Annotated in this window: 14 protein-coding genes; 12 read left to right on the top strand and 2 right to left on the bottom strand. The window is 70.4% G+C overall.

Features of this window, described 5'->3' with window-relative positions; genetic code table 11:
• From sucB to CXP56_RS05310, 4 genes are all read left to right on the top strand, one after another.
• Nucleotides 1–962, top strand: a 962-nt coding sequence (gene sucB / locus CXP56_RS05295; RefSeq protein WP_286900154.1) for a 2-oxoglutarate dehydrogenase, E2 component, dihydrolipoamide succinyltransferase, incomplete at its 5' end; no start/stop codon positions are given.
• A gap of 6 nt (nucleotides 963–968) precedes the next feature.
• The gene (locus CXP56_RS05300) at nucleotides 969–1,853 is read left to right on the top strand and encodes a TIGR01777 family oxidoreductase (protein WP_028848072.1); all 885 of its coding nucleotides are present in this window, start codon (nucleotides 969–971) and stop codon (nucleotides 1,851–1,853) included.
• Between the two features lie 27 nt (nucleotides 1,854–1,880).
• A complete protein-coding gene (lipB, locus tag CXP56_RS05305) occupies nucleotides 1,881–2,621 on the top strand; it encodes a lipoyl(octanoyl) transferase LipB (protein ID WP_038045074.1) in 741 nt (246 codons plus the stop codon).
• A gap of 7 nt (nucleotides 2,622–2,628) precedes the next feature.
• Nucleotides 2,629–3,333, top strand: a complete 705-nt coding sequence (locus CXP56_RS05310; RefSeq protein ID WP_286900156.1) for an SDR family oxidoreductase — start codon at nucleotides 2,629–2,631, stop codon at nucleotides 3,331–3,333.
• Between the two features lie 10 nt (nucleotides 3,334–3,343).
• On the opposite strand, the gene CXP56_RS05315 is transcribed toward CXP56_RS05310, so the two are convergent.
• Nucleotides 3,344–3,979 carry a TetR/AcrR family transcriptional regulator gene (locus tag CXP56_RS05315; RefSeq protein ID WP_028848069.1) on the bottom strand — a complete coding sequence of 212 codons (636 nt, stop codon included), beginning with the start codon at nucleotides 3,977–3,979 and terminating at the stop codon, nucleotides 3,344–3,346.
• Between the two features lie 133 nt (nucleotides 3,980–4,112).
• Between CXP56_RS05315 and CXP56_RS05320 the strand changes: the two genes are divergently transcribed.
• From CXP56_RS05320 to CXP56_RS05355, 8 genes are all read left to right on the top strand, one after another.
• Entirely contained in the window at nucleotides 4,113–4,664 is a 552-nt protein-coding gene (locus CXP56_RS05320; protein WP_028848068.1) for a hypothetical protein, read from the top strand.
• Between the two features lie 70 nt (nucleotides 4,665–4,734).
• The gene (gene lipA / locus CXP56_RS05325) at nucleotides 4,735–5,748 is read left to right on the top strand and encodes a lipoyl synthase (RefSeq protein WP_028848067.1); all 1,014 of its coding nucleotides are present in this window, start codon (nucleotides 4,735–4,737) and stop codon (nucleotides 5,746–5,748) included.
• A gap of 35 nt (nucleotides 5,749–5,783) precedes the next feature.
• Nucleotides 5,784–6,452, top strand: coding sequence for a DedA family protein (locus CXP56_RS05330; RefSeq protein ID WP_028848066.1), 669 nt, complete (start codon nucleotides 5,784–5,786; stop codon nucleotides 6,450–6,452).
• A gap of 155 nt (nucleotides 6,453–6,607) precedes the next feature.
• Nucleotides 6,608–8,029, top strand: coding sequence for a glycosyltransferase family 39 protein (locus CXP56_RS05335; RefSeq protein WP_038045073.1), 1,422 nt, complete (start codon nucleotides 6,608–6,610; stop codon nucleotides 8,027–8,029).
• A 159-nt stretch (nucleotides 8,030–8,188) separates the two neighbouring features.
• Nucleotides 8,189–9,397 (top strand): PucR family transcriptional regulator, encoded by a 1,209-nt coding sequence (locus CXP56_RS05340; protein WP_286900161.1) that lies wholly within the window; start codon nucleotides 8,189–8,191, stop codon nucleotides 9,395–9,397.
• Between the two features lie 158 nt (nucleotides 9,398–9,555).
• Entirely contained in the window at nucleotides 9,556–11,931 is a 2,376-nt protein-coding gene (locus tag CXP56_RS05345) for a molybdopterin cofactor-binding domain-containing protein (RefSeq protein WP_286900163.1), read from the top strand.
• Between the two features lie 8 nt (nucleotides 11,932–11,939).
• Nucleotides 11,940–12,416 (top strand): (2Fe-2S)-binding protein, encoded by a 477-nt coding sequence (locus CXP56_RS05350; protein ID WP_028848063.1) that lies wholly within the window; start codon nucleotides 11,940–11,942, stop codon nucleotides 12,414–12,416.
• Between the two features lie 132 nt (nucleotides 12,417–12,548).
• On the top strand, nucleotides 12,549–12,851 hold the full coding sequence (locus CXP56_RS05355; protein WP_028848062.1) for a DUF1905 domain-containing protein: 303 nt from the start codon (nucleotides 12,549–12,551) through the stop codon (nucleotides 12,849–12,851).
• A gap of 144 nt (nucleotides 12,852–12,995) precedes the next feature.
• Here the strand turns inward: CXP56_RS05355 and CXP56_RS05360 are convergent, their stop codons facing one another.
• The gene (locus CXP56_RS05360; RefSeq protein WP_028848061.1) at nucleotides 12,996–13,511 is read right to left on the bottom strand and encodes a hypothetical protein; all 516 of its coding nucleotides are present in this window, start codon (nucleotides 13,509–13,511) and stop codon (nucleotides 12,996–12,998) included.
• Nucleotides 13,512–13,623: the final 112 nt, after the last annotated feature.

The following is a 13,623-nucleotide window of genomic DNA, read 5'->3' on the forward strand; positions in this document are numbered from 1 at the left end:
GCCCGTACGTCACGCCGCTGGTGCGCAAGCTGGCCGCCGAGCACGGCGTGGACCTGTCCACGATCAAGGGCAGCGGGGTCGGTGGCCGCATCCGCAAGCAGGACGTGCTGGCCGCTGCGGAAGCCAAGGCCAAGGCTGCCGCCCAGGCACCCGCCGCCCAGCCCGCGGCTCCGGCCGCAGCCGCCCCGGCGCAGGCGCCGAGCGCACCGTCGGCCCCGGCCGCGGTGGACACCTCCGGCCTGCGCGGCACCACGCAGAAGGCCAACCGCATCCGGATGACCATCGCCAAGCGCACCAGGGAGTCGCTGCAGATCTCCGCGCAGCTGACCCAGGTGCACGAGGTGGACGTCACCAAGATCGCCCGGCTGCGCCAGCAGGCGAAGAAGACGTTCCAGGAACGGGAGGGCGTCAAGCTCACGTTCCTGCCGTTCTTCGCCAAGGCCGCGGTCGAAGCGCTCAAGCAGCACCCGAACATCAACGCCTACTTCGACGAGCAGGCAGGCGAGATCACCTACTACGGCGAGGAGCACCTGGCCATCGCGGTGGACACCGAGCGCGGGCTGATCTCCCCGGTGCTGCACAACGCCGGTGAGCTCAACCTGGCCGGCCTGGCCCGCGGGATCGCCGACCTGGCCGAGCGCACCCGCACCAACAAGATCAAGCCGGACGAGCTGACCGGCGGCACGTTCACCATCACCAACCTGGGCAGCAACGGGGCGCTGTTCGACACGCCGATCATCAACCAGCCGCAGGCGGCCATCCTCGGTGTCGGCGCGGTGGTCAAGCGCCCGGTGGTGGTCACCGACGCCGACGGCAACGACACCATCGCGATCCGGTCCATGGCCTACCTGGCGCTGACCTACGACCACCGGCTGATCGACGGTGCCGACGCCGGCCGCTTCCTGACCACGGTCAAGCAGCGGCTGACCGAGGGCAACTTCGAGTCCGAGCTCGGGCTGTAACCGGTCATGATCGTCCTGGTCGCCGGGTCGAGCGGACTGCTGGGGCGCGCCTTGGTGGCCGAACTGCGGGCACACGGTCACCAAGTGCGCAGGCTGGTCCGCCGCGACCCGGCGGCCGGGGACGAGCACCGCTGGAACCCTCCCGCGGGCACCATCGACGAGGAGGCGCTGGACGACGTCGACGCGGTGGTGAACCTGTGCGGCTCCCCGATGACGCCCGGCCGGTGGAGTCATGCCCGCAAGCAGGAGATGAAGGACAGCCGGATCGAACCGACCGAGGTGCTCGCCGAGGCAGTCGCCGAGCGCGGCATCGCGACCATGGTCAACGCGTCCGGCATCGACTACTACGGCGACACCGGCAGCGCGGTGGTGGACGAATCCGCCGCGGGCGGCTCCGGCTTTCTGGCCGAACTGACCACCCACTGGGAACAAGCGACGCAGGCGGCGGAGCGCGCGGGCGCGCGGGTCGTCCGGCTGCGCACCGGGGTGGTGCTGTCCGGGCACGGCGGCATGCTGCGCTATCTCACGCCGTTGGTGCGGTTCGGGCTGGGCGGCAGGCTCGGTGACGGCACCCAGTACGTGCCGTGGATCAGCCTGCCGGACCACGCCGCCGCCACTCGCTTCGCGGTGGAGCAGGCGGCGGTGCGCGGCCCGGTCAACGTGGTGGCGCCGCACCCGGTGACCAACACCGAGTTCGTCCGGCAACTCGGGGCGCGGCTGCACCGGCCGACGCCGTGGTTCGTGCCGAAGCAGGCCATGCGGCTGCTGCTCGGCCCCGATGCCGTCGAGCCGATCCTGAACAGCCACAACGCGCGACCCAAGGCCCTGCTCGACGCCGGTTTCACGTTCCGGCACGAGCACCTGCACCAAGCGCTGGCGGCCGTTGTCTAGGCCGCGGGAGTGGGTAGGCTCGCAATCGTGAGTGAATCGTTGAGCTGCCGGGCCTCCTCGGACCCGGTCGACGTGCGGCGGATCGGACTCATCGACTATCGGCAGGCATGGCAGCTGCAGCGCGAGCTGCTCACCGCGCGGGCCGACGGCACCGGCCCGGACACGTTGCTGCTGCTGGAGCACCCGTCGGTGTACACCGCGGGCAAGCGCACCGAACCGCACGAGCGGCCGCAGGACGGCACCCCGGTGGTGGACGTCGACCGCGGCGGCAAGATCACCTGGCACGGCCCCGGCCAGCTGGTCGGCTACCCCATCGTCAAGCTCGCCGACCCGATCGACGTGGTGCACTTCGTCCGGCGCCTGGAGGAGGCGCTCATCGCGGTGTGCGACGAGCTGGGGCTGACCACCGGCCGGGTGGAGGGCCGCAGCGGCGTGTGGGTCCCTGCCGACGACCACCGCCCGGAGCGCAAGATCGCCGCGATCGGCATCCGGGTGCAGCGCGGGGTCACCATGCACGGCTTCGAGATCAACTGCAACGCGGACCTCAGCGCGTTCGACAAGATCATCCCGTGCGGGATCTCCGACGCCGGGGTGACGTCGCTCAGCGCCGAGCTGGGCCGCGAGGTGACGGTCGAGGACGTGCTGCCGCTGGCGGAGAAGGCGACCCTGGCGGCGCTGGACGGCGAGCTCCCGGTGAGCGACGACCGGTGGATCCCGCGGGCTCGGCCGGAGGCTCCCGGCGTCACCTTCGCCCTGCAGAACGGCTGAGTCCGGCATGGCGACGTCCGCGGCGAGGACGGCCCTGATCACCGGAGGCACGGGCTGGCTCGGATCCGCCGTCACCACGGTGTTTTTGGCTGCCGGGTGGCGGGTCGTGGTGCCGTGGCTGGCCGAATCCGAGGTGGGCAGGCTGGCCGAGCACGAGAACCTGCACCTGGTCCAGGCCGACCTGTTCGATCCCGCATCGGCGCGCTCGGTGGTGGCACTAGCCACCGCCGAGCCCGCAGCTGCACTGCGCGCCGTCGTCAACCTGGTAGGCGGATTCGCCGCGGGCGGGCGCGTGCACGAGACGGACGTCGACGAGTTCGAGCACCAGCTGCGGCTCAACCTGCGCCCGACCTACCTGGTCAGCCAGGCGGCGCTGCCCGCCATGATCGAGGCAGGCGGCGGCGCGATCGTGTGTGTCTCCGGCCGCGCCGCGCTGCGGCCGTTCAGCGGGGCCGCGGGCTACATCACCGGCAAGGCCGCCGTGCTGGCGTTGGTCGACGCGATGGCCGAGGAGTACCGCGACGACGGCATCCGGGTCAACGCGGTGCTGCCCAGCGTGATCGACACCCCGGCCAACCGGGCAAGCATGCCGGACGCCGATCACTCCCGATGGGTGCAGCCGCGGGAGATCGCCGACGTGATCCTCGCCCTCTGCCAGGAGGAGACGAGCGCGGTCAGCGGCGCCCACGTGCCGGTCTACGGCAAGGCGTGACCTGTTCCGCTCACCGCAGGCCCTGCGCCTCGGCACCAGCCCGGACCAACCCGAGCAGCCGCACCACGGCGTCCTCGGTCTCCTCGCTGACCCGCTTCGGGTCCGGCGAGTTGGCGATCATCGTGGCCGCGGTGGACAACGCTCCGCACACCAGCCGCGCGGTGACTTCGACCGGCAGCCCGGACAGGCCGCCCGCCGCACGCAGGTCGGCGATGGCGTCCCTGATCACCCCGAAGCTCAGGCCCTCCTGGGCGTCCCGCCAGCGCTGCCAGCCCATCACCACCGGTCCCTCGTGGATGACGATGCGCTGATAGGCCGGATCCAGGCAACTCTGCAGGTACTCGCGCACCACGAGACCGGCTTTCACCCACAAATTCTCGGACGTGGCGAGAACCTTCTTCAGCTTGGCGTACACCTTCTTCTCGACCGCACTGAATGCGGCCTCGAACAAATCCTGCTTGTCCCGGAAATGGTGATACAGCGCACCTTTGGTGACCCGGGCGCGAGCCGCGATGACATCGAGCGACGTGCCGGCGTAGCCGTGCGTGGTGAACAACGCGACCGCACTCCGTACCAGGTCATCACGGGTGGCTGAGGCGTAGCGCGTCTTGCGCGCGGACGCCGGACGAGCACGGACTGTCGCCATGATCACAAGTTTACGCCACCTGAGCCGCACCATACCCGTGGTATGTTCGTTTCCAGAACATACCGGCAGTATGCGATTCGGCCACGTCCCCGGAGCAACATTTCGGGCGCATCGCAAGAAGCGGGGAGCTGCCATGAGCTGGAACGACTACTACGCCCGCCGCAAGGTCATGAACACCGTGCTCAAGCTGGCCCGCCGGGCGCCGGGCGGACCGTTGCCGTTCGCCGAGATCCCGCGCGCCGAAGAGCTGTTCGGCACCCCGGAGCAGTTGCTGCTGGCCCTCTACTACCGGTGGAACCTGCGCCTGCTGGGCAAGTTGCGGAGCACGGTCGGCGGCCCGGAGGACGCCATGGACGCGCCGCCGCGGGAGGACTCGGACAACCCCGAGCTGGTGGCGCAGGCCTGGCGCGGCACGGTGGCGGAGAACCCGACGTTGCGCGCGGTCCTCGACAGCCACATAGACGTCTACCCGGAGACTCTGGTGCCCGCTCTGGAACGGGAGCAACGGCTGCTGGCGATCACCGCAGGCCTGGCCGAACCGCACGAGCCGCTGGACGAGATCACCCGGGTCGGTGCGAGCTTCATGGCGCTGCTGCGCCACGGCGCGGACCAGGCCGCCCCCACGCGCAGGCGGCGCCGCTTTCCGGTCGGTGAGCTGCTGCGCATGCTGACGCCGACCGGCTGACCACGACTGCGGTGTCCACCATCCGGTCCCGAGCACAGCGCGGTGTCTCGTGCGCGCGCGGGTGGGTAGTGTGGGGACCGTGAGCGTACCCGCACCCCAGGGCCGCAAGCTGCTGCGACTAGAAGTCCGCAACAGCCAGACGCCCATCGAGAAGAAGCCGTCGTGGATCAAGACCCGGGCGAAGATGGGCCCGGAGTTCACCGAGCTGAAGGGCTTGGTGAAACGGGAGGGTCTGCACACCGTCTGCGAAGAAGCGGGCTGCCCGAACATCTACGAGTGCTGGGAGGACCGCGAGGCCACCTTCCTCATCGGTGGCGACCAGTGCACCCGGCGGTGCGACTTCTGCCAGATCGACACCGGCAAGCCCGCGGAGCTGGACCGGGACGAACCCCGGCGGGTGGCGGAGAGCGTGCAGGCCATGGGGCTGCGTTACTCGACCGTCACCGGTGTCGCCAGGGATGACCTGCCGGACGGCGGCGCCTGGCTGTACGCGGAGACCGTGCGGCAGATCCACGCGCTGAACCCGGGCACCGGCGTCGAGCTGCTCATCCCGGACTTCAACGCCAAGCCGGACCTGCTGGCCGAGGTGTTCGGCTCCGAGCCGGAGGTGCTGGCGCACAACATCGAGACGGTCCCGCGCATCTTCAAGCGGATCCGCCCCGGCTTCCGCTACGAGCGGTCGCTCGAGGTGATCCGGCGCGCCCGCGACGCGGGTCTGGTCACCAAGTCGAACCTGATTCTCGGCATGGGTGAGCGGCCGGAGGAGGTCGAGCCCGCGATGCGTGACCTGCTGGACGCCGGCTGCGAGATCCTCACCATCACCCAGTACCTGCGGCCGAGCATCCGGCACCACCCGGTGGACCGCTGGGTCAAGCCGGAGGAGTTCGTCGAGCACGCCCGGGTGGCCGAATCGTTGGGTTTCGCCGGTGTGATGGCCGGCCCGCTGGTACGCTCCAGCTACCGCGCCGGCCGGCTGTACGCGCAGACCAAGCGCCGTCGCGGCGAGCCGTTGCCGGCCAACCTGGCACATCTCGCCGAGTCAGGGCCCGCGGCTCAGGAGGCGAGCGCGCTGCTCGCCCGCTGATCCACTCACGGCAGTAGCAGAGGGGGCCCCGCGGCGTGATCTCGGATTTCCTGACCTGGCTGCAGAACCTGCCCGAGGGCTGGCTGATCCTCGGCGCCGGCCTGCTGGTGTTCGGGGAGACCTGTCTGGGCCTCGGTTTCGTCGCGCCGGGCGAGACCGGGCTGTTCATCCTGGGCGTCACGGTCGACTCGGTTCCCGAGTTCGTCGCGATGTGGCTGGTCACCACCGGCTGCGCGATGCTGGGGTACACCGCGGGCTACTGGCTGGGCCGCTACTTCGGCCCGAAGCTGCGCAACGTGAAGTTCGTCGACAAGCACGGCGGGGAGAGCTGGGACAAGGCGGTCGAGTTCCTGCAGCGGCGCGGCGCGGTCGCGGTGATGATCGCGATCTTCCTGCCGGTGATGCGCACGCTGGTGCCCGCCGCGGCCGGGGCGGCCAAGCTGCCGTTCCACCGGTTCCTGCCCGCGGCGGGCGTGGCGGGCCTGGCCTGGTGTGCCCTGCACGTCGGCATCGGGGCGGCACTCGGCGAGTCGGCGAAGTGGCTGGAGTCGGCGATCGGCAAGGGCAGCTGGGTGGTGCTCGGCGTGCTGGTGGCCGGCTTCGTCGTGATCATGCTGCTGAAGCGGAAGCGCAAGGCCGCCGCCGAACGGCAGGCCGGCGTCGCGCCCGAGGCCGCGGCAACCGAGCCCGAGCCGCAGCGCTGACGCCCGCCGGGCCGCCGCCCGGCTCGTGTGCCTGCTCCGTGGTGCTTCTCCGGGCAGGATCGCGCTGCCCGGCGGTGCCTTTCCGGCCGGAACCGCGCTTGTGACCAGCCCGAACACAGCCCATGACGGCGCAAGTGGCGCTATGCTGCCGAGCCATGATCGTGGCGGTCGCCGGCCTCGTCAGCGCGGTACTGGTCCTGTTCGCGCACGAGTACGGCTATCACCGGGACGAGCTGTACTTCATCGCCGCGGGCAAGCGACTGGACTGGGCGTACGTCGACCAGGGCCCGGTGACCCCGCTGCTGGCCCGGCTGATGACCGAGCTGGATGCGGACTCGCTCACCCTGCTCCGGCTGCCCTCTGCGCTGGCCGCCGGCCTGATCGTGCTGATCACCGGCCTGCTCGCCGGCGAGCTGGGTGCCAAGCGCAGCGCCCAGGTGCTCGCCGCGGTGATCGCCGGGGTGTCGGTGGTCGTGCTGTTCAACGGCCACCTGCTCAGCACCACCACGTTCGACCTGCTGTGCTGGACAGCCGCCACCTGGCTGATCGTCCGTGCGGTGCTGCGCGACGAGCGGCTGTGGCTGGCGGTGGGGCTGGTCGTCGGGCTCGGCCTGCTCAACAAGCCGCTGCCCGCGCTGCTGGCCGTGGCGGTGCTGGTCAGCCTGCTGGCGGCCGGCCCACGGCACGTGCTGCGCAGCCCCTACCCGTGGCTGGGCGCCATGATCGCCGTGGTGCTGTTCGCGCCGTTCATCCTCTGGCAGGCCGCGCACGGCTGGCCGCATCTGGAGGTGTCCGCGGCCATCGCACGCGGCGAGTCGGCCAGTTCCGAGCCGTGGTGGGCGGTCGTTCCGTTCCAGCTGCTGTTGGTCAGCCCGGTGCTGGCGCCGGTGTGGATCGCCGGGCTGGTGCGGCTGTTCCGGGACGCCGAGTTGCGCTTCCTCGCCGTGACCTGGGTGCTGCTGGCGGTGGTGTTCATGGCCACCGGCGGCAAGCCCTACTACCTGGCGGGGATGCTGCCGCTGCTCGTCGCCGCAGGCTGCGTGCCCATCCCGCGATGGCTGCGCGGGCGCCCGCCGCTGCTGCGCAAGGCCGCCCTCGGGCTGGCGCTGGCCGCCAGCATCGTGATCGACCCGGTCATCGCGCTGCCGGTGCTGCCGGTACGGGACATCGACCTCGTGGTGGCGATGAACGAGGACGTCGGCGAAACGGTGGGCTGGCCGGAGCTGGTCAGCACGGTCGCACACGCCCACCAGGACGGCGCGGTCATCTTCACCCGCAACTACGGCGAGGCGGGCGCGATCGACAGGTTCGGCCCCGCTTACGGTCTGCCGCAGGCCTACAGCGGCCACAACGCCTACTGGCACTGGGGACCTCCTCCCGACCTGGCCAGCCGGGTGGTGGTCGTGGGCATCCCGGCCGAACGGGCGTCGCGGTTCTTCGTCGGCTGCACCACCGCGGCCACGATCGGCAACGACGCGGGCGTCGACAACGAGGAGAACGGCGCACCGGTGCTGTTCTGCGCGGGCCCCAGCCGCCCGTGGTCGCAGATGTGGCCGGAACTTCGCCGGATGGGCTGACGTCCGCTTCTGCCGGGCCGGGCTCGCCGGCCCCTACTATCACGGGATGACCGTCGTGCCGCACGCCTCGTCCCGGCCGGACTCGCTGCGCACGCCGGATGCACCACCCCGCCCAGCCGGCTTCCGGTACGTACCGGCCGGACGAGACGAGCAACGACGATGACCAGGTCGCACACCGACACGCAGGCCGCGGCGGTGGAGTTCATCACCGCGCACCGCCGCAACCGGCTGGAATCCCTGACCGACCGGCTGGTGAAGGCGATCGAGAGCGAGAACCCCGGCTACCAGGACACCATCCGCGTTCCGCACGACGACCTCCGCCGGTCCTGCCACGACAACATCGACCGGGTGCTGCAACTGCTCGCCGAGGCCGTCAGCGGCCGGCCGACGAGGCCGCACGACGACGCCATCTTCGACGCTGCCCGGCAGACCGGCCGCCGCCGCGCCGAGCAGGGTGTCCCGCTGGACGACGTGCTGCGGTCGTTCCGGTTCGGCGGGCGCATCATCTGGGACGATCTCATCGAACACGGCCGCGACGTGCTGCCCCCCGAGGTGGTGCCGGAGATCGGCACCAGGCTGTGGGAGGTGGTCGACCAGACGTCGGCCGAGGTGGCCAGCGCCTACCACCACTACGAACGATCGGTCCTGCGCGCTGACGAACGGCGCAGGGCGATGCTGTGGGAGGGCGTGCTCAGCGGGCGCACGGGCCAGCCAGGGTTCATCGCGGAAGCGTCGCGGGTGCTCGATCTGCCGGTCGAGGACGACTACCTGGTCATCGTCTGCGACGAGCTCGACATCCCGCTCGCCGAATCACGCCTGGCGGCCCATCCCTCGGCGTGGGTGGACCGCTCCGACGTCGTGGTCGGCGTCATCGCCTTGCGCGAGCCGCGGGCCGACCAGCCGCTGGAGCTGCTGCACGGGCTCGCCGCCGCCCCGCCCGGCAGGTTGATCGGGGTGTCCGGCGTCGTCCGCGGGCTGGCCGGGGTGGCCGACGGATACCGGCAAGCGCTGCTGGCTCTGCGTGCCCGCGCCGGATCGCGCGGCTTGTCCCGCTACGACGACTGTCTCCCGGAAGCGCTGCTGCTGAGCTCGCCGGACATCGCCGACGACCTGATCCGCACCTGGCTCGACCCGCTGCTCGCGCTGCCTGCGGCCGAGGCCCGCGAGCTGATCCGCACGCTGCGCGCGTGGGTCGCCTGCGCCGGGTCGACGGTGCGCACCGCCAAAGCGGTCCCCTGCCACCGCAACACCGTGGTCAACCGGCTGCGCCGGATCGCCCTCCTCATCGGTCGCCCGCTGGCCGAAGACACCCCGCCGGTGGAGCTCGACCTCGCGTTGCGCGCCCTGGCCATGCGGTCCGGCCGGTGACCGTGAGTTGTGCCACTTGCACAACCAGTTCGGCTGAATTTGGGCGGGTCCCTCCTAGGCACTGCTCGTGATGGGTGACACACTCAGGGCCACCTGGCCGATGGTTACCGCCATTCGGCGTAACCACCCGGTTGATCCGCTCCCACCACGAGGTGCATATGTCCGGTCCAACGATCGATTGTGAACGTGCCCAGTCCGGAGCGAGCGAGCGTTCTGGCATCAGTCGACGGAAGTTCTTCGGCTACGTCGTGGCAGGCACGACGCTGGTGGCCGCCGCGGACATCGCGCTGTCCGAACCGGCCACCGCCGCCGTCCCGAGCCCGCCCCAGGTCCCCGAGCTGTACGACCTGAACGACCTGCTCACCGACGCGACCCGCGCGACGGCGAACCTGATCACCGTCACCATCAACGAGGACGGCACCGCGTCGTTCGCGTTGCCGCGCGCCGAGGTCGGTCAGGGCATCACCACGTCCACGGCGATGATCATCGCCGAAGAGCTCGACCTGCCGGTGGAGAAGGTCAAGGTGACGCTCGCCGACGCCCGGCCGGAGCTGCTGTTCAACCAGCTCACCGGTGGCTCGAACACCACGATCTCGACGTTCACCCCGATCCGGGTCGCCGCCGCGATCGCGCGTAACGCGCTGCTGGAGGCCGCGGCGATCCTGCTCGGCGACGAGGTGAACAAGCTCGTCGCCAAGGCGGGCGTCATCCAGGCCCCGGACGGCCGCTCGGTCGGCTACGGCGAGCTGGCCAAGCGGGCCGCCGTCTCGGAGACCAAGAAGGTCGAGGTGACGCTGAAGGACGTCAGCGAGTTCAAGGTCATCGGCAAGGAGCAGAAGCGCATCGACGCGCGGGCCGCCGTGACCGGCCGCAAGGTGTTCACCACCGACCTGCGCGTCGAGGACGCCCTGCCGACCATGGTGTGCCGCCCGCCGACGCTGAACGGCAAGCCGGTCAAGCTGCTCAACGAGGCCGAGATCCGTGCCATGCCCGGCGTCACCGACGTGGCGATGATCGACACCGGCGTCGCGGTGCGGGCCAGGACGTTCGGCCAGTGCATCGACGCGGTCCGCGCCATGCAGGTCGAGTGGAAGCCGGGCCCGGTGGCAGGCGAGTCGGACGAGGACATCGTGCGCAAGCTCCGCCAGGCCGAGATACCGCTGCCCAAGATCAGCGAGCTGGGCCTGGACAAGATCGGCATCGGCCCGGTCAACCTGAACCTGGTCAAGTCCATCGACGCCGACTTCCTGTTCTACTTCCGCAGCAATTCGGCGCTGGACACCAACTCGGCGGTCGCCGACGTGCGCAAGGACCGGGCGGAGATCTGGGCCAGCCTGAAGTCGCCGATCGTCACCCAGCAGACCATCGCCGCCGAGCTCGGCCTGCCGCAGCACAAGGTGAAGGTGCACGTCGTGGACGGCGGCGGGTCGTTCGGCCGCCGGCTGTTCTTCGACGCGGCGCTGGAGGCGGCGAAGATCTCCAAGGCGATGGGCAAGCCGGTCAAGCTGATGTGGCACCGTGCCGACGACGCTCGCGCCGGCCGCATGCACGGCATGGCCACCAGCCGGGTGCGCGCCCTCTACACCGGCAAGCAGGTGCTGGCGTTCCTGCAGAACCACACCAGCATCGAGACCGACTACCGGCACGGCCTCGGTGACCTGATCACGGCGAGCGTGGCGAACCTGCCGACCGGCCTCGGCAACCTCGGCTTCGCCGAGACGATCTTCGCCCTGACCCAGGAGATCCCGTACAACTTCGGCGTGGTCAACCAGTCGCTGGTGGAGACCGACCAGCGGTTCAACACCGGCAGCATGCGCAACATCTACTCGCCGGACGTGCGCACCGCCGCCGAGCTGGTGGTGGATCAGCTGGCCGCCGCGATGGGCATGGACCCGCTGACGTTCCGCCGCAAGTTCCTCAAGGACAAGCGGGTGCTGGCCTGCCTGAACAAGGTCGCCGAGGTCGGCAAGTGGGGCCGGCCGCTGCCGAAGGGCATGGCGCAGGGCATCGCGATCCACAAGGAGTACAAGACCGCCAGCGCCTGCCTGGTGGAGATCGACTGCCGCCCGGAGACGGTCAACCGGAAGATCCCCAACGCGGTGACCGGCCCGCGGGTGACCAAGGCGGTGTACGCCATCGACGCCGGGCTGGTCATCAACCCGACCGGCCTGCGGGCGCAGATGCTCGGCGGCATCAACGACGGCATCGCGCTCACGCTGACCTCGAGCATGCACCTCAAGGACGGGCACTTCCTCGAGGCCAGCTGGGACAACTACTTCTACACACGGCAGTGGAACACGCCGCCGGAGGTGGAGATCATCGTCATGCCCTCCGACCGCAAGACGCCGGGCGGTGCGGGCGAGGCCGGGGTGGCCGCCAGCATGGCCGCGGTGGCCTGCGCCTACGCCAGGGCGGTCGGCCGGGTGCCGGACTACTTCCCGGTCAACCACCGTGACCCGCTGGCGTTCAAGCCGAAGCCGTTCATTCCCCCGATTCCGCAGTCGCCGACCAACGGCCTGAAGCTGACCTGGTGAGGAGCGCCATGCCCGAGCAGACATTCATCCTCAACGGGAAGAAGGTCACCGTGGACGTCGAGGACGACGTCCGAGTGCTGTGGGTCCTCCGGGACATTCTCGGCGTGACGGGACCGAAGTACGGCTGCGGCATCAACGTGTGCAAGGCATGCACCTCGCACATCAACGGCCGGGCGTTCAACCCGTGCGCGGTCCGGGTCGGTGACCTCGAACCCACCGATCACATCACCACCATCGAGGGGCTGGCGGACACCGCCGACGGCGAGCTGCACCCGATGCAGCAGGCGTGGCTGGACAAGGACGTCTCGCAGTGCGGTTACTGCCAGCCCGGGCAGATCATGGCCGCGGTGGCGCTGGTGAAGAAGGTGCGGCGGGAAGGCAGGTCGATCACCGACGCCGATCTCGACCAGATCCGCAACATCTGCCGGTGCGGCACCTACTCGCGCATTCGCGAGGCGATCGAGGAGGGCGCCCGCAACATGTAGCCGGCCGGTGGGGCCTTCGCGCGGCTGCCGCTCGCGGGAGGCCCCACCGCCCAGCGCGGCCCGCCAGCGGTATGCGTCGTGCGTCCGGATTCCCGGCCCGCGACTGTCGGTCGGGCGTGCCATGCTGGCACGGTGATCGCCACTTTCGCAGCCGAACTGTGGGTATGGGACGCCCGGCGTGCCGAGACGTGGACGTTCGTGTCGGTTCCCGTCGAGGTGAGCGAGGACATCCGGGAGCTCACCGAGGGCGTGCAGCGTGGGTTCGGGTCGCTCCGGGTCCGGGCCACGATCGGCGGCACCACGTGGCGGACGTCGATCTTCCCGGACAGCGGGTCCGGCTGCTATGCGCTGCCTGTCAAGCGCGCGGTGCGCACCGCCGAAGGCCTCGAGCCAGGCTCCATCGCCGAGGTGACCGTCGAGCTGCTCGACGTCTGAGCCTGCCTAGGCGGGCGGCTGCCCATCGAGCCCGCCTGACCGGGCAGCCACCCGCGGCAGCCTGGCTGGCCGAAGTCCCGCCCGGGCATTCGTGACGACCCGGGTGGACGTGATGTGCAGTGCCGGGCGAGAACGGCACGCCGGTCAGGGGCGGCCGTGCACCGCCGTCTGCAACCGCTCCGCGAGTTCGATGGCCCTCGTCGTGTGACTGCTGAAGGCGAACTGTCGTCCGTCGTTCAGCCGGACGACACAGCGGAAGTTGATGCCCAGGCCCCCGCGATTCTGCGGGTTCCCTTGCCGGACCACCTGGGCGATGTCCCGCCAGGGGATCGCTTCGGCCGCACCCCGGGCATGGCGGACGATGCCGTGCTCGTGGAGGTCGATCGCGTGGCCACGCGTCTGCGCTGCCCTGATCAGCAGCACGACCCCGATCAGCACGGCAAGCCCGCCGAGGCCGAGCAAGCCGCCGATCACCATCTCGATCGCGCGATACGCCGGTTCACCGGGAAGCATCGGCCGGTCCGCATCGGAGAGCATCATGGGTATCCCCACGGCCAGCGCCGCCGCCCCGCCGATCGTGTAAGCCAGTCCGAGAACACGACGCCGCTTGTTGTCCACCGGGTACCGGCCGACGAGCGCCCCCAGGTCAGTGGTGTGCATAGCACAGTGGTAGCACGCCCGGTCCACGACAACGGGCGCTGACCGGAACCTGCCACGCCACGACCACTGCAGACCGTCTCTCGGCGTGTACGTCGGCGGGCCGCCGATCCGG

This window comes from Thermocrispum sp. (genome assembly GCF_002919275.1).
Classification (GTDB): Bacteria; Actinomycetota; Actinomycetes; order Mycobacteriales; family Pseudonocardiaceae; genus Thermocrispum; species Thermocrispum agreste.

Coding starts and splice junctions, on each gene's coding strand:
- CXP56_RS05310 (WP_286900156.1), top strand. CDS start 2,629: ATGGCGACGTCCGCGGCGAGGACGGCCCTGATCACCGGAGGCACGGGC.
- CXP56_RS05335 (WP_038045073.1), top strand. CDS start 6,608: ATGATCGTGGCGGTCGCCGGCCTCGTCAGCGCGGTACTGGTCCTGTTC.
- CXP56_RS05345 (WP_286900163.1), top strand. CDS start 9,556: ATGTCCGGTCCAACGATCGATTGTGAACGTGCCCAGTCCGGAGCGAGC.
- CXP56_RS05320 (WP_028848068.1), top strand. CDS start 4,113: ATGAGCTGGAACGACTACTACGCCCGCCGCAAGGTCATGAACACCGTG.
- CXP56_RS05360 (WP_028848061.1), bottom strand. CDS start 13,511: ATGCACACCACTGACCTGGGGGCGCTCGTCGGCCGGTACCCGGTGGAC.
- CXP56_RS05300 (WP_028848072.1), top strand. CDS start 969: ATGATCGTCCTGGTCGCCGGGTCGAGCGGACTGCTGGGGCGCGCCTTG.
- CXP56_RS05315 (WP_028848069.1), bottom strand. CDS start 3,979: ATGGCGACAGTCCGTGCTCGTCCGGCGTCCGCGCGCAAGACGCGCTAC.
- CXP56_RS05340 (WP_286900161.1), top strand. CDS start 8,189: ATGACCAGGTCGCACACCGACACGCAGGCCGCGGCGGTGGAGTTCATC.
- CXP56_RS05350 (WP_028848063.1), top strand. CDS start 11,940: ATGCCCGAGCAGACATTCATCCTCAACGGGAAGAAGGTCACCGTGGAC.